Here is a 21,521-nt window from a genome sequence, read left to right as displayed (position 1 = left end):
GTGATTTTATGAATTTTGGGGAACTTAAGACACGCTTAAAAAAGGGAGACATGAGCCGGCTTTATTTGCTTTCCGGCGAAGAGTCCTATTATATACAGAAGGCTGAGGAGGCAATTTTAAAAGCTTTGTTTCCCCAGGGACACAATGTTGAGGACGTGCAGATTGTGGAAGGCAGCAGTCTGTCCATTATTGATTTTGTGACCATGGTTGAAACGGTGCCGTTTTTTTCGCCAAAGAATGTGATTATTGTGAAAGATGCCCTTTGGTTTAAGGCTAAGAAAAGCGGGGACAAGGAGGGGGAGGATAAATCCCTTGCCAAGAAGGGGGCGGCAACGGAGGAACGGCTGTATGAGCTTTTTGCCAATATGCCTGATTTCAGCATTGTTATTTTTGAGCTTAGGGGCAAGGCTGACGGGCGGAAGAAAATTTATAAGGAGTTTTCCAAGCACGCCCATATTATGGAGGCTGAGGCGGTAAAGGCGTACAATATTGATGACTGGCTTCAGGGTAAGCTTCAGGAGATTCATAAAAATATGGATGGTGAGGCTCACGCCTATTTTGTGCAGATTGTTGGCATGATGGAAAATATTCCTCTGGGCTTTTTGGATAAGGAAATGGAGAAGCTTTCCTTATTTATGGGAACGGAGCAGAAGCTCATAGACCGTAATACCCTGGTTCAGGTTTTTTCTGATATGCCGGAGGTTTATGGCTTTGCCATGAATGATGCCATAAGCAATCATGACATAAAAAAAGCCCTGTACCTGTTTAACAAGCAACAGGAGCAGGGAGTATATATAGTACCTATAATTGGTCAGCTGGTACATTTCGTCCGTCAAATGTGGCAGGCGAAAACCATGCTGAAAAAGGGACTTAGGGACAGGGCCCTGGGACAGGCCATTGGTGTGTCCCACCCATACATCATAAAGAAGATAATAAGGGAATGTCAGGGATTTTCCGAGGAGACCCTTAAAAATGCATTCCTACAGCTGGCGGAATGTGATCTTGGTGCCAAAACAGGCCGCCTGGATAACGCCGAGGTGGAAGGGGTAATCATAAGTCTTTGTACCGATAATAAATAATTTGCAATGTAATAAAGCCTGCCTCCAACGGAGACAGGCTTTTATTTCATGCGAATCATTATGCCATTGCGTTAACCTTGCGAGCTAAACGGGACTTCTTACGGCTTGCACAATTCTTGTGATATACATGATTTGCAGCAGCCTGGTCGATAGTCTTGCATGCAAGTGCAAGGAGGGCCTTAGCTTCTTCAACGTTACCAGCTTCAACAGCGTCCATAACCTTGCGGGAAGCAGTTCTTACGCGAGACTTCTCAGCCAGGTTCTTAGCATGGCGCTTCGCGTCAGTCTTTACACTCAGAATAGAAGATTTAATGTTTGGCAATTAGTTCACCCCCTTGAAATTTCAGTACCTATGTATTCTAGCATGGCGAAATGAAAAATGCAACATTTTATTTTTGATAATTTTTTTGTCAAGAGGAGTTTTTTTTATATTAATATGGAAAAATATGAACAACTGGGTTATAATAATTTGACTATTTGTGTTTACTTTTAACTCGAAGGGAAGAGATTATGGATACAAAGAAAATTCGTAATTTTTCAATTATAGCTCATATCGACCACGGCAAGTCCACTATTGCTGACCGTCTTATCGAATATACCGGTACCCTTTCAAAGCGTGAAATGGAAAACCAGGTACTGGACAACATGGATTTGGAGAGGGAGCGCGGCATTACCATCAAGGCCCAGACTGTACGCATAGATTATAAGGGCAAGGATGGGGAAATGTATTGCCTTAATCTTATTGATACCCCAGGACATGTGGATTTTACATACGAGGTTTCCCGCAGTCTGGCGGCCTGTGAGGGGGCACTGCTGATCGTGGATGCTGCCCAGGGGGTTGAGGCCCAGACCTTGGCCAATGTTTATATGGCATTGGAGCATGATCTGGAAATTATTCCAGTTATTAACAAAATCGATTTGCCAAGTGCTGATCCTGACAGGGTGAAGCAGGAGATAGAGGATGTTATTGGCCTTGATGCCTCCGAGGCAATTTTGGCCTCCGCCAAGACCGGCGAGGGCATTGAGGAAATACTTGATGCCATTGTGGAGCGTATTCCAGCCCCTTCCGGTGAGATGGACAAGCCGCTCAGTGCCCTTATTTTTGACTCTTATTTCGATTCCTACAAGGGGGCCATTGCCCATATTCGCATTATGGATGGCGTCCTTAAAAAGGGCATGGGACTGAAAATGATGGCCACCGGCAAGGTGTTTGAAGCCACGGAAATTGGCTGCTTCCGCCCCCAGACCACGGAGCTTCAGGAAATGGGCCCGGGCTCTGTAGGCTATCTGGCAGGATCCCTTAAGCAGGTCCGTGATGTGAGGGTGGGCGATACCGTAACCCTGGCTGTAGGAGGCGTAACTGAGCCATTGCCGGGATATCGTGGTGTTACTCCAATGGTTTATTGTGGTCTTTATCCGGTGGACAGTGCGGACTACGATAATCTGAAGGATGCTTTGGAAAAGCTCCAGCTTAATGATGCGGCACTGGTTTTTGAGCCGGAAACCTCCATTGCCCTTGGCTTTGGCTATCGCTGCGGCTTTTTGGGCCTTCTTCACATGGATGTTATCCAGGAGCGCCTGGAGCGTGAGTACAACCTGAAGCTTATTACCACTGCCCCAAGTGTTATTTACCACGTATTTAAGACTGACGGGGAAATGGTAACGGTGGATAATCCATCTGACCTGCCTGATCCTACCACCATTGATCATATTGAGGAGCCTTTTGTAAAGGCTACGGTTATTGTGCCAAAGGATTTCGTTGGTGCCGTTATGGAGATTTCCCAGAACAAGCGGGGAGAGTTCAAGAGTATGGACTATCTTGATGTGAACCGTGTTATGGTAATCTACCATATTCCTCTCAGCGAAATTATTTATGATTATTTTGATAAGCTGAAATCCTCCACCAGAGGCTATGCTTCCTTGGATTATGAGCTGGCGGATTATCAGACGGCGAAGCTGGTCAAGTTGGATATACTTATGAATGGTGAAGCTGTGGATGCCCTTTCCACCATTGTTCACATGGACAATGCGGCCTCACGTGGCCGTTCCCTGGCAGCCAAGCTGAAGACCATTATCCCTCAGCAGATGTTTGAGATTCCTATTCAGGCAGCAATCGGCAATAAGATTATTGCCCGTGAAAACGTTCGTGCCCTGCGCAAGGATGTTTTGGCCAAGTGCTATGGCGGCGATATTTCCCGTAAGCGCAAGCTGCTGGAGAAGCAGAAGGAAGGAAAGAAGCGCATGAAGGCTGTGGGCAGGGTAGAGGTGCCACAGGAAGCATTTATGGCTATATTAAATATTGACTAAAGGAATATGGGGGGACTTTTTCAGCTTCATCGCTCTGTCAAATCAGCATGTAATAAGCGGAGTGCTTCTTCAATAGCGACAAAGTCGCACATACATCGAGGCTTAAATTGCTTTAGTGCCCATGCTGAGCCTTCGGCAGGTGACGCCGCTCTTGCAGGTGAAAAAGTTCCCCCCTGTTTCATATTTTTTGTGGCTGTTAATGTAACAGTCACTTTTTACTATGAAATCTTAGTGAATCGAATCTGAAAGATGAAGATGAGCTTTAGATTTCGTGTAAGGGCAAGATGAAAGCCTGTATGCTTTTATCTTGCTTGTTTATTGGTGGATAAAAATGAGTAAAGATTATGGCGTATATATTCATATTCCCTTTTGTAAGCAGAAGTGCTTTTACTGCGATTTTCCCTCCTTTGCCGGGAGAGAGAAGTATATAAATGAATATCTTCACAGCCTACGGCGCGAAATGGAGCTGGGGGCAGAGAGATTTGGCATACATGGGAAACTGATGCCCCACACTGTTTATATTGGGGGCGGTACCCCCAGCCATTTGAATTTTTCCCAGATGGAAATGCTGTTTGAAGGCATTCATGCCAATATGCAGGCGTATGGGGCGGCGGAATTTACCATGGAGGTCAATCCATGTACTATAGATGAAGAAAAGCTCCATTTAATGAAGGATAATGGTGTAAATCGCATAAGTATCGGCGTGCAGAGCTTTGATGATGGATGCCTTAAGTGCATCGGTAGGGTTCATACAGGTGATATGGCACTGGAAAAGGTGAAGCTGGCCCAAAGCTCCGGTTTTCAAAATATCAGCATTGACCTTATGTATGGTCTGCCGGGTCAGACCTTGGATACTTTGAAGATGTCATTGGATAAGGCTGTGGAGCTGGGCGTTCAGCATGTTTCCATTTATGGCCTTCAGCTGGAGGAGGGGACAGTGCTGGCGAAGCAACAGGAAATGAAACGGCTGGAGCTGCCTGACGATGAAGCTGTGGAGGAAATGTACGATTATCTGGTGGACTTTCTGCCGACCAAGGGCTTCAACCGCTATGAAATTTCCAACTACGCCCAGGAGGAATATCATAGCCGCCATAATACCCTTTATTGGCAGGATATTCCCTATCTTGGATTTGGCTCCGGAGCCCATTCCTACTGGCAGGGGAACCGCTATGAAAATCCTGTGGACATTGGGGAATATATTAAGGCAATAGCAGATGGTAAATTCCTTAATATTATGGAGGAGTTTGTCAGCGAAAAAGCCCACATGGAGGAATTCTGCTTTCTTGGCCTGCGTATGACCAAGGGCATTGATAAGAAAAAATTCAGGCAAACCTTTGATAAAGACATTCATGAAATCTTTGGTGGGGCCATAGATAAAATGGTTGCCAGGGAGCTGCTGGCAGAATCGGGGAGTGCCATATTCCTTACACCATTGGGCATGAAATACGGCAATGTGGTATTTGGGGAGTTCATCTTGGAATAAAAAATAAGCAAAAAAATAAGCAAGATGAAAACATACGAGTTTTCATCAGCCTTTACACTTAATCTAAAGCTCATCTTCATCTTTCAGATTTGATTCACTAAGATTAAGTAGCAAAAAGTCAAATATTTTGTCTTGACTTATTGACTTTTATGTTCTTTAGGTTTATAGTCTTTATAGAAGTTAGCACTCAGCAACATGGAGTGCTAACAACAGGAGAGATTGTTATGATTGATGAGAGAAAGCAGCATATACTGCAGGCCGTCATTCAGGATTATATATCATCAGCGGAGCCCGTGGGATCAAGAACCTTGGCCCGTAAGTATGATTTGGGCGTAAGTCCTGCAACTATAAGAAATGAAATGGCAGACCTTGAGATGCTGGGATATCTTGAACATATTCACACATCATCAGGCCGTATCCCTTCTTCCAAGGGTTATCGTCTTTATGTAGACTCTCTTCTGCCAGTTAAGCCTATGACTGATGCTGAAAAGGCTATCATTGATAAGTGGTACAAGACCAAGGTTCAGCGCATAGACCAGGTTTTCCAGGAAACGGCAAAGCTGATTTCCAAGATGACCAAGAATGTGTCCCTGGTGTTGGCACCACAGATTTCAAAGGCAGCTTTTAAATGTATGCAGTTCCTTCCATTGGATGATCACCGGGTCATTGCGGTATTGATGACTGATGCGGGCTTTGTGGAAAACCGCATTATGGAAATGCCGGATGGCGCGTCCTTTGAAGATTTTCAGCGTATGGCTCAGGTGGCCAATGGCCATTTATCTGGTCACACACTAGAAACCATTCATACCAAGAGCTTGAAGCAGATAGAATCCGCTATAGGCGATAAGGGCCTTTATGATTCAGCCTTTGACCTCATTAGCAAGGCATTGGATTCAGACCGCAAGGAGCGCCTCTATTTGGGGGGCACCACGGAGCTGATGACACAGCCGGAATTTCACAATGTGGATAAGGTTAAGGAGATTCTGCTCATGCTGGAGGAGGATCAGCTCATGAAGGATATTCTTCGTTCCCATTTGGGAGATGGTCTTACCGTATCCATAGGACAGGAAAACGAATACAGCGGCATTAAGGATTGCAGTATTATTACTGCAACATACCATCTGGATGGAGAATTGCTTGGCTCATTGGCAGTTCTTGGCCCAACCAGAATGGAATATGGACGCACAATGTCCCTTCTAAATTATATGAACCAAAATCTCAATGAAGTCGTAAAAAGGCTGAATTGGTAGAATACTAAAGAGGTGAAAAAACAGAATGCCTTTCGATAAAGACAAGCTTAAGAAAAAGGATGAAGAAAAGTTAGAGGAAATGCAGAGGGAGATTGATGAACATGATGAATCTTCTGAGGAGCTTGCCGATGCTGAAGCTACAACTGAGGTCGTAGAGGATGTTCCAGAGGAAAAGGACGAGCTGGAGGAATTAAAGGAAAAGCTGGCTGAGGATGAGGAAAGATACAAACGGCTTCAGGCAGATTTTGAAAACTTCCGTCGTCGTACCCGTCAGGAAAAGGAAGAGCTGTCAGCTTTGGTGGTGCAGAATTTCATTACCGAGCTTTTGCCTTTGGTTGACAACTTTGAACGCGCCATGGCCGCTGAGGCTACTGATGCCGCAGCATTCCAGCAGGGCGTGGATATGATATTCAATCAGCTCATGGAAATTTTGAAGAACCGGGGGCTGGAAAAGATTGAAACCAAGGATGCCAAGTTTGATCCAAACTTCCATCAGGCAGTTATGCGTGTGGAAAATCCTGAGCTGGAGGATGATACAATTTCCATGGAGCTCCAGAAGGGTTACATGGTGAAGGGAAAGGTTATCCGCCCTTCCATGGTTCAGGTTGTATCTAACTAAGGTTTGTTTTAATAAATAGTTTGTTACTTTTAAGGAGGAAATATAAAATGTCTAAGATTATTGGTATTGACTTAGGAACAACTAACTCTGTTGTATCTGTTATGGAAGGCGGCGAGCCTACAGTTATCACTAACCCAGAGGGCAGCCGTATTACCCCATCTGTTGTTGGCTTCACCAAGACCGGTGAGCGTCTGGTAGGTCAGCTGGCAAAGCGTCAGGCTGTGTCCAATCCGGACCGTACCATCGCTTCCATTAAGCGTCACATGGGCGAGAAGAATTACACTGTTACTGTTGATGACAAGAGCTATACTCCACCAGAGATTTCTGCTATGGTTCTTCAGAAGCTGAAGGCTGATGCAGAGGCTTATCTCGGTGAGACCGTTTCCCAGGCAGTAATCACTGTTCCAGCATACTTCAACGACAGCCAGCGTCAGGCTACCAAGGATGCTGGTCAGATCGCAGGCTTGGAGGTTCTCCGTATTATCAACGAGCCTACTGCTGCTGCACTGGCCTATGGTATTGATAAGGAAGATGCTCACACCGTTCTGGTGTTCGACCTTGGTGGTGGTACCTTCGATGTATCTATCCTCGATATTGATGGCGGTATGTTTGAGGTTCGTGCTACCAATGGTGATACCCATCTGGGGGGCGATGACTTCGACCAGGCTGTTATGAACTGGATTGTTGAGGAGTTCAAGAAGGAAAATGGCATTGATTTGTCCGCAGACAAGATGAGTGCACAGCGCGTTATTGAGGCTGCTGAGAAGGCCAAGATTGAGCTGTCCAGCATGATGTCCACCAACATAAATCTGCCATTTATCACTGCTGATGCTTCTGGCCCTAAGCACCTTGATCTTACCCTTACCCGTGCCAAGTTTGATGAGCTGACTGCTGATCTGGTTGAGCGTACCATGGTTCCAACCCGTAAGGCTATGGAAGATGCTGGCCTCACTGGCAACGATATTGACAAGATTCTGCTGGTTGGTGGTTCTTCCCGTATTCCTGCAGTTCAGGAGGCTATCAGAAAGTATCTTGGCAAGGAGCCACATCGTGGTATTAATCCTGATGAGTGCGTATCCGTTGGTGCTGCTATCCAGGGCGGCGTTCTCTCCGGTGATTATGATGAGAAGGGCGTAGTTCTTCTGGACGTAACACCACTTTCCCTTGGTATTGAAACCTTGGGCGGCGTTTGCACCAAGATTATTGAGCGCAACACCACCATTCCTACTTCCAAGAGTCAGGTATTCTCCACTGCAGCCGATAACCAGCCAGCAGTTGAGATTCATGTACTTCAGGGCGAGCGTGAAATGGCAGCAGGCAACAAGACTCTGGGCCGCTTCAATCTCACCGACATTCCACCTGCACCTCGTGGAATTCCTCAGATCGAGGTTAAGTTTGATATCGACTCCAATGGTATCGTACACGTATCCGCCAAGGATCTTGGTACTGGCAAGTCCCAGAATATCACCATTCAGTCTGACAGCGGCATGAGCAAGGAAGATATTGACCGCATGGTTAAGGAAGCTGAGGCTCACGCAGCAGAGGACAAGAAGCAGAAGGAAAACATTGAGATCCGCAACAACGCTGACTCCATGGTTTACCAGGCTGAGAAGGTTGTCAAAGAAATGGGCGATAAGGCTGATGCTGCTCAGATCGAAAAGGTTAAGGCTGGCATAGAGAAGGTTAAGGAAGCACTGAAGGGCACAGATAACGAGGCTATCAAGAAGGCCACTGAAGAGCTCCAGCAGCCACTTTATGAAATCAGCGCTGCAGCATACCAGGCTGCACAGCAGGCTCAGCAGGCACAGGGCGGTCAGTCCGGTGCAGGTGCCCAGCAGGCTCCAAAGGATGATAATGTAGTGGATGCAGACTTCACTGAGGTTAAGGAAGATAAATAATCCCGACTCAATTTAAGGCAGGAATGCAGCTATTGCATAAAGCATAAAATTATTGTAGTATATATGGGCTGCTGCCTTATGGCGGCAGCCCATACTTGATAGGATAAGGTGGATTATATGAGCGAAAAGCGAGATTATTATGAGGTCCTGGGGCTCCAGAAGGGTGCTTCCGAGGCTGAAATAAAAAAAGCATATCGCAAGATGGCTATAAAATATCATCCTGACCGTAACCGCGACAACAAGGAAGAAGCAGAGACCAAGATGAAGGAAATCAACGAGGCCTATGATGTTCTGAAGGATCCTCAGAAGAAGGCCCAGTATGACCAGTTTGGCCATGCAGCCTTTGAAGGTCCCGGCGGCGGAGCCGGTGGCTTCGGTGGCGGTTTCGGAGGCTTCGGCGGAGGAGACTTCGGAGATATATTTGAAACCTTCTTTGGTGGCGGTGGCGGCTTCGGCGGTTTTGGCGGCCGTTCCCGTCGTCCAGGTCCTGAGCAGGGGGCAGACCTCCGTTATGACCTGGAGATTACCTTTGAGGAAGCTGCATTTGGTAAGGAAGTGGAGCTTAATGTTCCACGCACTGAAAACTGCGAGAAGTGTCATGGCACCGGTGCCGCCGAGGGAACCTCCCCTGAGGATTGTCCACAGTGTCATGGAACCGGACAGGTTCAGACTGTCCGCAACACCCCGTTGGGCCGTATGATGAGCACCTCCACATGCGGACGTTGCAGTGGTACTGGCAAGATTGTAAAGACTCCATGCAAGGAGTGCGGTGGCAAGGGCCAGAAAAAGGTTCAGCGTAAGATTAAGGTTAATATCCCGGCTGGTATAGATGAGGGACAGCGCATCAGAGTGGCTGGCGGCGGCCAGGCAGGCAAGCGCGGCGGTGCCAATGGCGATCTTTATGTATATATCTACATTAAGCGTCATGAGCTCTTTACCAGAGAGGGGGCTGATGTAATGTGCGAAGTACCTATTTCCTTCGTTCAGGCTGCCCTGGGTGACACCATTGAGGTGCCTACCATTCATGGCAAGGTTGAGATGAAGGTGGCAGCGGGTACTCAGTCCGGCACTATTATGCGCCTTCGTGGCAAGGGGATTCCTATTCTGAGACATTCCGGCTCCTTTGGCGACCAGCATGTCCGCATTAAGGTTCTGACCCCGCAGAAGCTGTCTGACAAGCAGAAGGAACTTCTGAAGGAGTTTGGCGAAATCAGCGGAAAAAAAGTTAATCCTGAGCAGGACAGTTTCTTTAACAAGATGAAGAAGTTGTTTAAGAATTGATTGATGTATTTACCCTGGGCGTATTTTGCGTCTGGGGTATTCGTCATGTATAGGAGAAAAAATAAGGAGCTGTAATTATGAAATGGTGTGAAGTAAGCATTCAGACAACCCATGAGGCTACGGAGCTTATTGCAGAGATTTTCAATGATTTGGGAGCCACAGGGGTGGTTATTGAGGATCCGGAATTGGTGAATGACTATATCACCTCCGGCAAGTGGGATTATACAGATATTCCTATTGCCACAGAAACTGAGGTGGTTACTGAAAAGGCATATTTGGCTGTGGATGGTGAACTGGAGGGAAAGCTCCAGACCTTCAGACAGGAGGTCAAGGCCCTTGAAGAACGTGGCGTCAGCATTGCCCCGGGGATTATTTCCACCAGCGAGCTGGCAGATGAGGACTGGTCTGATACATGGAAGCAATATTTCCATACTGAAAAGCCGGGAGACTGCATTGTAATTAAACCTAGTTGGGAAAACTATGAGCCCAAAGAAAACGAAATTGTAGTGGAGCTGGATCCGGGTGCAGCCTTTGGCACCGGTACCCATGCTACCACCTCCATGTGCATCTGCGAACTGGAAAAGCTGGTAAAGCCTGGCATGAAGGTGTTTGATGTGGGTACGGGCTCCGGAATATTATCAATTATCGCCGCCAAGCTGGGGGCAAAGGATATACAGGCAGTGGATTACGATGATTCTGTATTGAAGATCGTACAGGAGAATCTGGAGGAGAATCATGTGGAGAATGTGATTTCCGTTGCCCAAAGTGATCTGATGCAGAATATTCACGGCAAGGCAAATCTGGTTATTGCCAATATTGTGGCCGATATTATCATTCGCCTCTTTGACCAGCTGGATGAGCATCTTGAAGAGGATGGCACTCTTCTAACCAGTGGTATTATTGAGGATCGCATTGACGATGTAATTAATGCAGCTGCAGCTCATGGCTACGGTGTGGTTAAGCGTATGGAAAACAAGGGCTGGGCGTGCATAACCTTTAAGAAGCGGGCTTAATAATGAGAAGAATTTTTATATCTGACTTATTAAAAGAGAATATTACAATAACCGGCCCTGATGCTCATCATCTTTCCCGTGTAATGCGTTCAAAAGAGGGGGACCACATTGTGGTGGCTGATGATGAAGGCAGGGTTGGGGAATACGTTATGACCGGCTTTACAGAGGATAGCGTGGAGATGAAGCTGGTGGAATACATTGATGAAAATACCGAATCCAGTGTGGAGATAACTTTGGCCCAGTGTCTGCCAAAGGGAGATAAGCTGGAGCTTATAACCCAAAAGGCCACGGAGCTTGGCATAAACTCCATTGTGCCCCTGACCAGCGATAACTGTGTTGTGCGCTATGATGCCAAGAAGGGCAAGGCCAAGCAGGATAAGTGGCAGAAAATAGCCAACGAGGCTGGGAAACAATGTGGCAGAAGCCGTCTTCCAGAGGTGGAGGAAATACAGCCATTGAAGAGGTGGCTGGAGGAAATGGCGCCTCATAAAGATGATGTGGCTCTTTGTATGTGCTACGAAAATGAGGAACAGACCGGTATAAAGGAGTTTTTGGCAAAGTGCAGCCAAAAGCGCTTTGCGGTGGTTATTGGTCCTGAGGGTGGATTTTCCCTTGATGAGGCAGAGTATGCCAAAAAGCTTGGGATACCTTCCGTAAGTCTGGGCAACAGAATCCTTCGGGCAGAAACAGCGGCTATTTCCGCCATGACTATTATTCAATATGAAAAAGGCGACTTGGGAGGTAGAAATTAATGTCAACAGTGGCGTTTATAACGCTGGGCTGCAAGGTTAACCAGTTTGAGACGGAATCCATGGAAGGGCTGTTTAAACAGTCCGGCTATGATATTGTTCCCAATACCGATGCAGCCGATGTGTACGTAATTAACACCTGCTCTGTTACCAGCTTCGGTGATAAGAAGTCCCGTCAGCTTATCCGTCGGGTGCAGCGCCTTAATCCAAAGGCTGTTATCGCCGTTACGGGTTGCTATTCCCAGGCGGCTCCTGAGGAAGTAAAGGCCATTGAGGGGGTCCGTGTTGTTCTTGGCACCAGTGATCGGGCCAATATCGTTAATTATGTGGAACAGGCTATGGAAGAGGACGGTATCATCGACAGGGTTGATGATATTATGAAGGTGCGGGAGTTTGAGGATATTCCCCTTTATGAAATGCCAACCAGAACCAGAGCTTTCCTTAAGATTCAGGAGGGATGTACCAATTTCTGCAGCTATTGTATTATCCCTTATACCAGAGGCCCTCTTCGTTCCCGCAAGCTGGAAAGCATTCGCAGTGAAGCCAAAAAGCTGCTGGACCACGGCTTTAAGGAAATCGTGCTGACTGGTATTCACCTTGGGGCCTATGGCAAGGATTTTAAGGATGGCACATCCCTTTATGATGCGGCTAAGACCATTCTGGATTTGCCGGGACTGAGAAGATTGCGCCTTAGCTCTCTGGAATCCATTGAGCTTTCTCATGAGCTTTTGGAGCTTATTAAGACTCATCCTAAATTTAGTCATCACCTGCATCTGCCATTACAGGCGGGTTCCGATGAAGTGTTGAAAAAGATGAACCGTCACTATAATAGGGATGAGTTCACTGCACTGATTAAGAATGTAAAGGAAAGTGTTCCTGGTGTGGCAATATCCACCGATGTTATTGTGGGGTTCCCGGGGGAAACTGAGGAAATGTTTGCTGATAGCCTTGAGTATATCAAGACCCTTGGCTTTGCCAGAATGCATGTATTCCCATATTCCCCGAGGACTGGTACTCCTGCAGCCAAGATGACAGATCAGGTGCCGGAGCCAGTGAAAAAGGAGCGGGTACACAGACTTCAGTCCCTGGCCCAGGAGATGGCCAACGACTTCCATAGCCAGTATTTGGGTACTGTTCAGGAGGTCCTTTTTGAGACCAATAATGACGGTATTACGGATGGTCTTACTGATACCTACATTCGTGTTTACACTGATGATGAAGTTGAGACCGGGGAACTATATAAAGTGCGCCTTGAAAAATTGTATAAAGACGGTGTATATGGTACAATATACAAGTGTGAGTAACATTTAAGCATTATGTAAAGGGAGGTGTACCGAAATGGCAGATTGTATTTTTTGTAAAATTGCAAATAAGGAAATTCCTTCCACTGTTGTATACGAGGATGACCAGGTCATTGCTTTCAAGGATTTGGATCCTCAGGCACCAGTACATGTGCTTGTTATCCCTAAAAAGCATGTTGCCAGTATTGCAGCATTAAAGGCTGAGGACAAGGAACTGGCAGGCCACATTATCTGTGAGGTTATTCCTGAAATTGCAAAGGAACAGGGGATCTCAGAAAGTGGCTTCCGTGTGGTTGCCAACACTGGCGCAGAAGGCGGTCAGACCGTCAACCACTTGCATTTTCACCTGTTAGGCGGACGTTCCATGCAGTGGCCTCCGGGTTGATATACACAATTGGGCCATGGGGATTAATTCCCATGAAATATTGACATGGCTAAAATCTTTGTGTATAATAATCGGGTGTAGTTATGAAATACACTCCCAAGTCAATTGGAGGGGGGGAAAAATAGATGGCAAACGAAATTAAAGTTGGTAAGAACGAGAGCATTGACAGCGCACTCCGCCGCTTTAAGCGCATGAGCCAGAAAGCTGGTACCATCGCTGAGGTTAGAAAGCGTGAGCATTATGAGAAGCCAAGTGTTCGCCGTAAGAAGAAGTCTGAGGCAGCTCGTAAGCGCAAGTTCAGAGCTTAATTAAAAGCTTAATAATGAAATTTAAAGGCTATAATCTTTCTGTATTTCCAGAGAGATTATAGCCTTTATTAAATTTAAATTATAAACACTTAAAAACTAAATTATAAAATCAAGACCCTTATTAAACTTCTGTTAAATAAGGGTTTTTGTATTGATATGGGAAAATTGTCGTGTTATCCTTTTTGTAAGAAAAGCTACTGAGCAAAAAAATATGAAAAGGATGATGGATATGAAAAAGAAGCTGGCAGTGACTATTGCTCTGGCTTTAGGGTTGAATCTGGGCTTGGGGCAGATAGTACAGAATGATTTTACCGCCAATATGGGACTGAACAACAGGGCAGAGGCATTTAATATATTCAGCCTCTTTGCCCCATCGCAGAAGGAGATTCAAAATTCCTACAAGAAGATGATTTCTTACTATATGGCGGGTTTTGAACTGAGCAGCAGGGCAGCTGCCATTTCCCATGAACTGCTTAATGATTACGGTGTGGAGGCGGAGCTGGTAAATGTCAACGGAATCAATGCTTCCACAGCCGGCTATGATTCCTCAGTGAATATGGTAATGCAGAAGGGGAATTCCGGAATGACGGTAAAAATGCCGGAGATAGATGCAAACAGGTTCTTCAATATGATACCTGCCGAAGATGTCCGTTTGGCAGAGGCCAAAAAGCTGGTTATGCTGAAGGATGAATGCTTTGCCCGTGGACGGGACGAGGGAACCTTCCTGGCAGCCCAGGCCCTCCTTTGCGGTGGGGACCAGACCAGAAATATTGCCATGCTCATTGGAAGTGCCATGCTGTTAAATGAATGGAAGGACAGTGTGGATAGCAATGCGGGAGTAAATTATCAGAACTTTGAGAATTCACTGAAGGCTATGAACAAGGTGGATGTGGACAGGAGAAAAATAAAGGAAGCCGCCGACCGCCTGCGTAAGGGATAAAAAACAATAAAGAGAAGTTTTTAATTTTTTTCTAATTAGCCTCTAATTGCCCTATAGGGCAAAGGGGCTATATTTATTACAAAGAAGTTGATGTTGCTAACTAATGGGGGATGGAATATGAGGTGGGTGCTGTTTTTCATATTGATATTGGCTGTGGCAGCAGCATTCCCGTTTAAGAATGCATCAGCGGGAAAACCGGTGGTTACCATTCAGCCGGCCCTTACATACGAAAATTCTATCAATAAGATATATATTGATGAGGATACCCGCCGTCAGGTGGAGCGTATAATTGGTGAAAGGCTGAAGCAGATGGCCGATGCAGGGGATTTACCCTATGAAGTAGTGGTTGCAACAGCCGATCACTATCATAGCACCAATGAGCATATTACAGACAGTGACCAGATCTTTCTTTACCCCACCATAATGGTGAGCACATCAATAGATACGGTCAACAATAATTCTTTGGAAAACGCCTATACTTCAACGGTTATAGCGGGAATATCACTGCTGTTCTGTATGCCGGAGGAAAATTTGGATATAGGGAAGGTAACAGAAGCGGGGAATCCCGTAAGCCTAAGACTTTTGGGGATTGTGCCTTTGGTGGAGGCCGAAACAATAGGACTTTCCAGATACAATCAAAGCACCGACAGATGGCAGAACATTCACAGTGATCCCATAAGTGACGGTGAGAAAAAAGGTAAGTTTATTTCCCTGGTGCGTCAGATGATGAAGGCGAATATCAGCTTTTCAAATATTACGAGCAACCTAAGGGATGACAGGGCGAAGCTGGGTATGGACACCTACCAGGTAACTGATGTTGATATATCATCTGAGAGGGCCCGGGAACTATTTACGGGAAAAGAAGCTGAGGATCTGAAATTTTTGGTGGGCTACTTTTTCACATCAGCCTATCAGAAAAAGACAAAGCGGGTAATGTATCCCCCTGCAGTGGGAGGTCAGGAGCTGGTGGGCAGCATGATAAACGGAGCCTATAAGCTAAGTCTTGACAGCGCCAACGGCAAGGTGGACGTGAATATGAGTAATCCGGGGCACCCCATTCGGCTGGATATATCCGGTCTGGCCAGTGAGGTGGTGGACTCAGGATATAACGTGTACACAACTTTGCACAAGGTGTGGCTCACCAAGAGCCCGGTGGAGGGCAAGGAAAAAAGGGAGCTGAGCCGGCTACATGAAAGAACAGTGAAGCTGCCGCCGGGAACCAGCAGCGATTCCGATGATAACCAGATTTATGCCGCATTGCTTCTGGGACTGGCCCAGGAGCTGGGTGGACAAAATAAATAGCATTTACCACAGTTCTAAGGAAAAACAGTGGACAAAAAATCCAGTAGCAAAAAAAGCCAGAGGGCAGGAAAAGGATGATGGGAATATGATTAGATGCATAAGGAAAAAATGGATGATTCCTATAATGGCGTTTGGATTATTCCTGCTTGGTGGTGGTTTCATTGATCAGCCAATATGCTCCGCAGAAATTGTGGAGGGAGTAGCCATATATAACGGTGATACCCAGAAATCCAGGGAACTGGCACTTCGGGATGCTATGAGAACCCTTCTGGAATCCAAGGTGGGAATATATATCCGCAGCAACAGTGAGGTGGATATGGGGGTATTGGTGGTAGACAGAATAGTAGCCCGTTCCACCGGATATGTAAGGATAAATGAGATAGTGTCGGAGGGCATTGAAGGAGATGTGTATATAGTAAGGGCGGACCTGGATGCTGATGACACCAACATTGAAACAAAATACAAGGATGATGTGGCCAAGGCCATGGCAGCTGCACTGGAGCCAAGGGTGGCAAATGTGGCTGTGGTGGATTACAGCATAGATGGCAGTGTGAGAAGGGATGAAAGAGCTGTAAATATTGTGGGCCAGTACCTCAGCGAAATGGGGATACAGCTGGTGGAAAATGAGGGGGTAGCCCAGTTATTATCCCACAGTATTAACCCCTATCCTTCAGATCTTAGAAGACTTGCCAGAAATGATGGGGACAATGAAGCAAACTCCGTATTGGCAGGCTCCATGAGAGATGTGAATGTAACCCGTGACAGCAGCGGTTATTACAAAGGGGTTGTGGAAGCCAGCTTCTCCTTTGTGGGAATTCAAAATGGATACGCCAATAGTTATATGGAACAGTTTGTGGGACTTGGAAAAACTGCAGATGAAGCCCTCTTTGCAGCCAGGCGGGAAGCGGCGGCTACAGCTACTGAGTATTTGGCCAGAGCGGCGCTGAAAACAATGCAGTTTGAAAACAGGGGCGGCGTAAATAATCTTAATACAACAGTGGAAATTCACGGACTATGGGACAGGGCAAATCAAAGTGCTTTTTTTAACAGCCTGTTGGAGGGAGCAAAGTGCCGAATTACCAGGGCCGGGTTTTCTGCAAATGGTGCTTATAAGGTGAAGCTGATAGCACAGGGCTGGGAAAGCCTTTATGAACTGTCACAGGAAATAGTAATGGCAGCAGCAAATAATGGTATATCCCTCGTTCCTTTGGAAAGCACCACAAAGATTATTCTTCAGGTCCAGTATTAGTCTAATGTATCATGACTGCCGTGGAAGGAGGATGGGCACCATGAACAGACGCTACATAAGAATGAAATGGCAAATAGTATTTATTTTCCTGCTGGTATCCTTGCTTTGTGGCATAGTGAGCCATGGAGAAACGGAAGCATCACCCCTTGATGTGGTGAAAATTAGCGGCAGCGCCCCGGCGGGCATGGTTAATAAGGCTGTGGAGGATGCCAAAAAACGGGCGGTATTCAAGGTCCTTTCCCATGAAACAAGGGCGGAAGGGGATCCCACCAGTATATTTTCACAGATGATTGACCGCTATGGGGATTATGTCAGTGACTGCAAGGTGCTGAGCAGGGATACCAGCAATGCCAAAATGATGGTAATAGCTGAGGTTACAGTAAATCATTCTAAGCTCAACAAGGATTTTCAGGAATATGTGGGCAACAAACAAATAAAAAATGATGCAATGACCGCCAGCATATTAATGAGAGCGGTGAATACCTCAGATAATCAGGGATTTAGTGACAGCCTCCATGAAGCCTTTAACCACAGATTTAGCAATTCGGGATTTCAGACAGAGGTGGAAGATGACGATATAAGTATTGTGAGGTCTTTGTCCGGTGCTGAATCCTATGGCAAATATCTTGGTTCCGTCAGAACACTGATAGAGAATAACTCAATAATGGCAAACTTCGCTATTATTGGTGAGGCCAGCATTGACAAGCTGGAAGCCGCTCCGGCAGGAACGGGCTATATTGCAAAGTCATCAGTGAAGGTTCAGGCCTATGACTGCATGAGAAAAACGGTTTTGAATGGATTTTATGAAACCTATGAAATTCTTGCCAATACTCCTCAGGAGGCAGAAAGACTGGCTGTAGAAAAGGCAGGACTGGATGCGGCAGAGGAGATTGCCAATGGAACACTGAAGTATTGGCGTACACATAAATAAGCAGTTTTAATAAGTGGTCATAAAATGTTACACATAAATTTTAAAAAATAATTTGGGAGGAATTTTTATGAAAAAGGTATTTTCTGTAATTGTTGCTTTGGCAATGATGCTCATGGGTTGTACCGCCTTTGCGGCAACTGACATCACAGACGGTGTAATCAAGGTTGAGGGGGTGGGTGCCCTGCAAAATCCTAATGCGGCGGCAGGTTACAGAGCCGCTAAGATGGATGCTATGCGCAATGCACTGGAGGAGGCTCAGGGGGTATATATTGATTCTGAGACCACCGTTCGGGACAGCGTTCTGGCCAGCGATGTAATCAAAACCCGTATTAACGGCATGATAAAGGGTGCTAAGGTAGTACAGAGGTTTATGGATGCCGATGGCTATCACGTAGTTATTGAACTCCCTGTTCATGGTGCCCAGTCCCTGGCAGCGGCTGTAATGCCCGCAACTGCCACCACTCCGGCTCCTCTTCCGGCAGCCACCACTTTTGTACCAGAGATTCCTGTAAGCACCGGCCCATACACCGGTCTTATCGTTGACTGCACCGGTCTTGGCCTTGAAACTGCCATGGCACCAGGAGTATTCACTGCTGATAATCAGCTGGTATACGGCAAAGCCAACTACAGCTATGACCAGATAGTAAACAAGGGCTATGTGGGCTATTCCAGAAGCATTCACAGTGGTGTATCCCGCGCAGGTTCCAACCCGCTTATCGTAAGAGCCCAGTCTGTTCAGGGGTTCGTAAATCCAGTGGTATCCTCCGCTGATGCAGCTAAAATACTCAGCGAAAACCAGATTACCGGCTTCCTTGGTCAGGGCAACGTGGTATTTGTGAAATAATAGAATAAAATTTGCGACAAATGGAACTGGAGGCTCTAGCGTTAAGAACCTCCAGTTTGTTTTTCACCATTAATATGTGATTGTTAGCAAGTCAATTTCCAAGGATTATACCGCCATGAATAAAAATAGGCGTTCCGTTGGCAGCAGTCCAGGTGGGAACCTTTGTTGACAGCTTATAAGGGGTGTCTGCAATATAGGCAGTAACAAGAATAGCACTGTCCTTTATTTTGTGAAATATTTTACTGTCCATTTCTGCTTTATAAACTTCAAAGCTATGGGCGTCAATGGAAGATGAAGTCAGTGCCTGGGTAAAGACCATGTTATCGGACCATTGCCATAATTTTTCACCGTTTTTATCAGTAATAATAAAATCATAAAGTTGTCCGTCCCTATGGCTCATATTGTAAGGCAAATCACCACTGTTGGTAACCTTGAGCTCCATAAAAAGTGTTCCGTTACGTTTTTCAACGGTAAGCTCCTGAATAATATTATCAAATTGGATAGCGGCGTAATTACAATTAGTGTTTGGAACACTGGATCCGGAGCCGGACACAGGGAAGGTGATACCGATTCCCGTACCAAAGCCAGCATTAGCTATGCTGGGGATACAAATGGTAATTGCCACTACAAGGGTCAATAAAAATTTATACATAATGCATCACCTCATGGAATATAGTTTTATAACATTTTACACAATTTGATGGGCTTAGGGAAGAACAATGTGGATTATAAAAATAGTAATGAAATATGATGTGATGTGAGATTTCAAAATGCTTCATGTTATGTTATACTTTTTTTACAGCAAATGCAGGTTTACTAAAGCTAAGGAAATAAGTTGGTGATTCCTATGAACGCAATATATGAAAAGCTGAATAATGCACTCGATGAGTTCAATTCGTTGGGTGTATCTAATCAGATAGATTTTGCAAAGCTATATTTGTATTCGATTATCACTCATTCAACGGCCATTGAGGGCTCAACAGTGACGGAGACGGAAAATACTCTTATGTTTGATGAGGATATTGTCCCGGTGGGGCATAGTGTCACTGAGCAGATGATGAATCTGGATTTAAAGCAGGCCTATGACTATGTGAATGGTTTGATTCCAAAAAAGCCAGAGATTACTGTTGAGTGTTTGAGGCATTTAGCTTCATTGGTAATGAAGAATACTGGCAGCGTGTACAATACTGCACTGGGCAGCTTTGATTCTTCAAAAGGGGATTTACGACTGGTTAATGTGAGTGCCGGTCGTGGTGGCAAGTCTTATTTAAGCTATCAGAAAATCCCTCAGCGGTTGGAAGATTTTTGTGAATGGCTTAATGGGGAGCGGGAAAAGAAATATGAAGACTCTGCTTCCATATATGCCCTTTCCTTTGAGGTTCATTATAGGCTGGTGTCAATCCATCCTTGGGCGGATGGTAATGGCCGTACCTGTCGTTTGCTGATGAATATGATACAGATGGAAAATAATCTCCTCCCCAGTATACTGCGTAAGGAAAATAAGTCTAAATATATTGAAGCCTTATCTACCAGCCAGGAGCAGAAGGACAGTACCATATTTGTTAATTTCATGATGGAGTCAATGACAGAATTTATTATGCAGTGCATTGAGGATTATAAAAACAGTGATGAAATATGATATGGTGTTAGATTTCAAAATACTTCATATTATGATATACTTCTATAAGTAACCTACTAAAGGGGCTGTGGATACAGCTCCTTTGTTTTTACTTGTAAAATTATAGAAGAATCGAATATGAATAATTAAGCGGTGATATAGATGAAAGAAATTGTTAAAAGAGCCCATATTTGGATGGACAAATACGTTAAAACCTTCTATGAGGATGATGAGGAGGTTATGCTGGGCATAAAAACCAAGGAACTCCATACAGGGTATGTAACCTCCTATGCACGGGAACTGGCACAGCATTTGCAGCTTAATGAACATGATGTGCTGCTGTCTGAGCTGGTGGGCCTTTTTCATGATGTGGGCCGTTTCCGTCAGTGGAAGCTGTACCGCACCTTTTCAGACGCCCTGTCAGAGGACCATGCCAACCTTGGACTGAAGGTTATTCAGGAGCTGCCTTTTTTTCAGGAACTATCTGATGAGGACAGGGATATTCTTCTTTTTGCCATTGGCAATCATAACAAGAAGGATATAGCCACACCTCCTTCCAAGCGGCATCTGCTTTTTGCCAGAATTATCCGTGACGCTGACAAGCTGGATATTTTCCGGGTGCTGGAGCCTTATCTTACGGGAAAGAAAATCCAGACCTTTTCCAAGATTCAGTTTGAGGACGAAAAAATGCTCTTTGCCCCCGGTTTTATAGATAAATTCGTCCGTGGCGAGCAGGTGGATTACAACGAAATCCGTACCAACAACGACCGTATTTTGGTAAGGCTCATGTGGGCCTACGATATTAATTTCGCCTGGACCATGATCCGTATTCGTGAAAAGGGCTATCTTCCGCGGGTTATGGAGCATCTGCCCCAGATAGACAAGGTTAAGGAAGGCTATGCCAAGCTAAACAGATATGTGGAGGAAAAATGCAACTCCTCGGATTTGGATATGTTGGACTAAG

At 45.6% G+C, this 21,521-nt stretch carries 21 protein-coding genes; 19 read left to right on the top strand and 2 right to left on the bottom strand.

From position 1 onward, the window contains the following. Positions 1-8 precede the first annotated feature (8 nt). The gene (holA, locus tag T525_RS0101960) at positions 9-1,079 is read left to right on the top strand and encodes a DNA polymerase III subunit delta (RefSeq protein WP_027405798.1); all 1,071 of its coding nucleotides are present in this window, start codon (positions 9-11) and stop codon (positions 1,077-1,079) included. 58 nt (positions 1,080-1,137) lie between these two features. Here holA and rpsT read toward each other — a convergent pair whose 3' ends face one another. After that, positions 1,138-1,401 (bottom strand): 30S ribosomal protein S20, encoded by a 264-nt coding sequence (gene rpsT, locus T525_RS0101955; protein ID WP_027397281.1) that lies wholly within the window; start codon positions 1,399-1,401, stop codon positions 1,138-1,140. 188 nt (positions 1,402-1,589) lie between these two features. Here rpsT and lepA point away from each other — a divergent pair, with 188 nt between their 5' ends. The 16 genes from lepA (at position 1,590) to T525_RS13890 (ending at position 18,939) form a co-directional block, all read left to right on the top strand. Beyond that, positions 1,590-3,386, top strand: a complete 1,797-nt coding sequence (lepA, locus tag T525_RS0101950) for a translation elongation factor 4 (protein ID WP_027405797.1) — start codon at positions 1,590-1,592, stop codon at positions 3,384-3,386. Between the two features lie 331 nt (positions 3,387-3,717). Further along, positions 3,718-4,869: a radical SAM family heme chaperone HemW gene (gene hemW / locus T525_RS0101945; protein ID WP_027405796.1), complete on the top strand. Its 1,152-nt coding sequence runs from the start codon at positions 3,718-3,720 to the stop codon at positions 4,867-4,869. Positions 4,870-5,093: 224 nt separating this feature from the next. Continuing rightward, positions 5,094-6,119, top strand: coding sequence for a heat-inducible transcriptional repressor HrcA (gene hrcA, locus T525_RS0101940; RefSeq protein ID WP_027397284.1), 1,026 nt, complete (start codon positions 5,094-5,096; stop codon positions 6,117-6,119). Positions 6,120-6,144: 25 nt separating this feature from the next. Continuing rightward, a complete protein-coding gene (gene grpE / locus T525_RS0101935; protein WP_027405795.1) occupies positions 6,145-6,738 on the top strand; it encodes a nucleotide exchange factor GrpE in 594 nt (197 codons plus the stop codon). Positions 6,739-6,785: 47 nt separating this feature from the next. Then, positions 6,786-8,636 (top strand): molecular chaperone DnaK, encoded by a 1,851-nt coding sequence (dnaK, locus tag T525_RS0101930; RefSeq protein WP_027405794.1) that lies wholly within the window; start codon positions 6,786-6,788, stop codon positions 8,634-8,636. A gap of 117 nt (positions 8,637-8,753) precedes the next feature. Further along, a complete protein-coding gene (gene dnaJ, locus T525_RS0101925; RefSeq protein WP_027405793.1) occupies positions 8,754-9,917 on the top strand; it encodes a molecular chaperone DnaJ in 1,164 nt (387 codons plus the stop codon). A 77-nt stretch (positions 9,918-9,994) separates the two neighbouring features. Then, positions 9,995-10,930, top strand: a complete 936-nt coding sequence (prmA, locus tag T525_RS0101920; protein ID WP_027405792.1) for a 50S ribosomal protein L11 methyltransferase — start codon at positions 9,995-9,997, stop codon at positions 10,928-10,930. Positions 10,931-10,932: 2 nt separating this feature from the next. Next, the gene (locus T525_RS0101915) at positions 10,933-11,682 is read left to right on the top strand and encodes a 16S rRNA (uracil(1498)-N(3))-methyltransferase (protein ID WP_027405791.1); all 750 of its coding nucleotides are present in this window, start codon (positions 10,933-10,935) and stop codon (positions 11,680-11,682) included. Continuing rightward, entirely contained in the window at positions 11,682-12,983 is a 1,302-nt protein-coding gene (gene mtaB, locus T525_RS0101910) for a tRNA (N(6)-L-threonylcarbamoyladenosine(37)-C(2))-methylthiotransferase MtaB (protein ID WP_027405790.1), read from the top strand. The genes T525_RS0101915 and mtaB overlap by 1 nt, the downstream gene beginning before the upstream one ends. Before the next feature lie 34 nt (positions 12,984-13,017). Then, complete coding sequence (locus tag T525_RS0101905) at positions 13,018-13,365, top strand: histidine triad nucleotide-binding protein (RefSeq protein ID WP_027405789.1); 348 nt, start codon at positions 13,018-13,020, stop codon at positions 13,363-13,365. A gap of 125 nt (positions 13,366-13,490) precedes the next feature. Continuing rightward, entirely contained in the window at positions 13,491-13,673 is a 183-nt protein-coding gene (gene rpsU / locus T525_RS0101900; RefSeq protein ID WP_027397292.1) for a 30S ribosomal protein S21, read from the top strand. Positions 13,674-13,902: 229 nt separating this feature from the next. Then, positions 13,903-14,613 (top strand): hypothetical protein, encoded by a 711-nt coding sequence (locus T525_RS0101895; RefSeq protein ID WP_156945500.1) that lies wholly within the window; start codon positions 13,903-13,905, stop codon positions 14,611-14,613. A gap of 117 nt (positions 14,614-14,730) precedes the next feature. Beyond that, on the top strand, positions 14,731-15,915 hold the full coding sequence (locus tag T525_RS0101890; RefSeq protein WP_027405787.1) for a hypothetical protein: 1,185 nt from the start codon (positions 14,731-14,733) through the stop codon (positions 15,913-15,915). A 124-nt stretch (positions 15,916-16,039) separates the two neighbouring features. Beyond that, the gene (locus tag T525_RS0101885; RefSeq protein ID WP_156945498.1) at positions 16,040-17,164 is read left to right on the top strand and encodes a hypothetical protein; all 1,125 of its coding nucleotides are present in this window, start codon (positions 16,040-16,042) and stop codon (positions 17,162-17,164) included. A 40-nt stretch (positions 17,165-17,204) separates the two neighbouring features. Further along, the gene (locus T525_RS0101880) at positions 17,205-18,095 is read left to right on the top strand and encodes a hypothetical protein (RefSeq protein WP_027405785.1); all 891 of its coding nucleotides are present in this window, start codon (positions 17,205-17,207) and stop codon (positions 18,093-18,095) included. Between the two features lie 67 nt (positions 18,096-18,162). Beyond that, on the top strand, positions 18,163-18,939 hold the full coding sequence (locus T525_RS13890; protein ID WP_051533329.1) for an LPP20 family lipoprotein: 777 nt from the start codon (positions 18,163-18,165) through the stop codon (positions 18,937-18,939). 91 nt (positions 18,940-19,030) lie between these two features. Here T525_RS13890 and T525_RS13885 read toward each other — a convergent pair whose 3' ends face one another. Then, a complete protein-coding gene (locus tag T525_RS13885; RefSeq protein ID WP_037324780.1) occupies positions 19,031-19,591 on the bottom strand; it encodes a BsuPI-related putative proteinase inhibitor in 561 nt (186 codons plus the stop codon). Positions 19,592-19,786: 195 nt separating this feature from the next. On the opposite strand from T525_RS13885, the gene T525_RS0101865 reads away from it, so the two are divergent. Both T525_RS0101865 and T525_RS0101860 read left to right on the top strand, forming a co-directional pair. After that, positions 19,787-20,578, top strand: a complete 792-nt coding sequence (locus T525_RS0101865) for a Fic family protein (RefSeq protein ID WP_027405784.1) — start codon at positions 19,787-19,789, stop codon at positions 20,576-20,578. A gap of 141 nt (positions 20,579-20,719) precedes the next feature. Next, positions 20,720-21,520, top strand: coding sequence for an HD domain-containing protein (locus T525_RS0101860; RefSeq protein WP_027405783.1), 801 nt, complete (start codon positions 20,720-20,722; stop codon positions 21,518-21,520). Position 21,521: the final 1 nt, after the last annotated feature.

Source organism: Anaerovibrio sp. RM50 (assembly GCF_000622005.1).
Taxonomy (GTDB): domain Bacteria; phylum Bacillota; class Negativicutes; order Selenomonadales; family Selenomonadaceae; genus Anaerovibrio.
The sequence above is the reverse complement of the archived record's forward strand: the minus strand, read 5'-3'. Positions and strand labels throughout refer to the sequence as shown.

Coding starts and splice junctions, on each gene's coding strand:
- holA (WP_027405798.1), top strand. CDS start 9: ATGAATTTTGGGGAACTTAAGACACGCTTAAAAAAGGGAGACATGAGC.
- lepA (WP_027405797.1), top strand. CDS start 1,590: ATGGATACAAAGAAAATTCGTAATTTTTCAATTATAGCTCATATCGAC.
- hemW (WP_027405796.1), top strand. CDS start 3,718: ATGAGTAAAGATTATGGCGTATATATTCATATTCCCTTTTGTAAGCAG.
- hrcA (WP_027397284.1), top strand. CDS start 5,094: ATGATTGATGAGAGAAAGCAGCATATACTGCAGGCCGTCATTCAGGAT.
- grpE (WP_027405795.1), top strand. CDS start 6,145: ATGCCTTTCGATAAAGACAAGCTTAAGAAAAAGGATGAAGAAAAGTTA.
- dnaK (WP_027405794.1), top strand. CDS start 6,786: ATGTCTAAGATTATTGGTATTGACTTAGGAACAACTAACTCTGTTGTA.
- dnaJ (WP_027405793.1), top strand. CDS start 8,754: ATGAGCGAAAAGCGAGATTATTATGAGGTCCTGGGGCTCCAGAAGGGT.
- prmA (WP_027405792.1), top strand. CDS start 9,995: ATGAAATGGTGTGAAGTAAGCATTCAGACAACCCATGAGGCTACGGAG.
- T525_RS0101915 (WP_027405791.1), top strand. CDS start 10,933: ATGAGAAGAATTTTTATATCTGACTTATTAAAAGAGAATATTACAATA.
- mtaB (WP_027405790.1), top strand. CDS start 11,682: ATGTCAACAGTGGCGTTTATAACGCTGGGCTGCAAGGTTAACCAGTTT.
- T525_RS0101905 (WP_027405789.1), top strand. CDS start 13,018: ATGGCAGATTGTATTTTTTGTAAAATTGCAAATAAGGAAATTCCTTCC.
- rpsU (WP_027397292.1), top strand. CDS start 13,491: ATGGCAAACGAAATTAAAGTTGGTAAGAACGAGAGCATTGACAGCGCA.
- T525_RS0101895 (WP_156945500.1), top strand. CDS start 13,903: ATGAAAAAGAAGCTGGCAGTGACTATTGCTCTGGCTTTAGGGTTGAAT.
- T525_RS0101890 (WP_027405787.1), top strand. CDS start 14,731: ATGAGGTGGGTGCTGTTTTTCATATTGATATTGGCTGTGGCAGCAGCA.
- T525_RS0101885 (WP_156945498.1), top strand. CDS start 16,040: ATGGCGTTTGGATTATTCCTGCTTGGTGGTGGTTTCATTGATCAGCCA.
- T525_RS0101880 (WP_027405785.1), top strand. CDS start 17,205: ATGAACAGACGCTACATAAGAATGAAATGGCAAATAGTATTTATTTTC.
- T525_RS13890 (WP_051533329.1), top strand. CDS start 18,163: ATGAAAAAGGTATTTTCTGTAATTGTTGCTTTGGCAATGATGCTCATG.
- T525_RS13885 (WP_037324780.1), bottom strand. CDS start 19,591: ATGTATAAATTTTTATTGACCCTTGTAGTGGCAATTACCATTTGTATC.
- T525_RS0101865 (WP_027405784.1), top strand. CDS start 19,787: ATGAACGCAATATATGAAAAGCTGAATAATGCACTCGATGAGTTCAAT.
- T525_RS0101860 (WP_027405783.1), top strand. CDS start 20,720: ATGAAAGAAATTGTTAAAAGAGCCCATATTTGGATGGACAAATACGTT.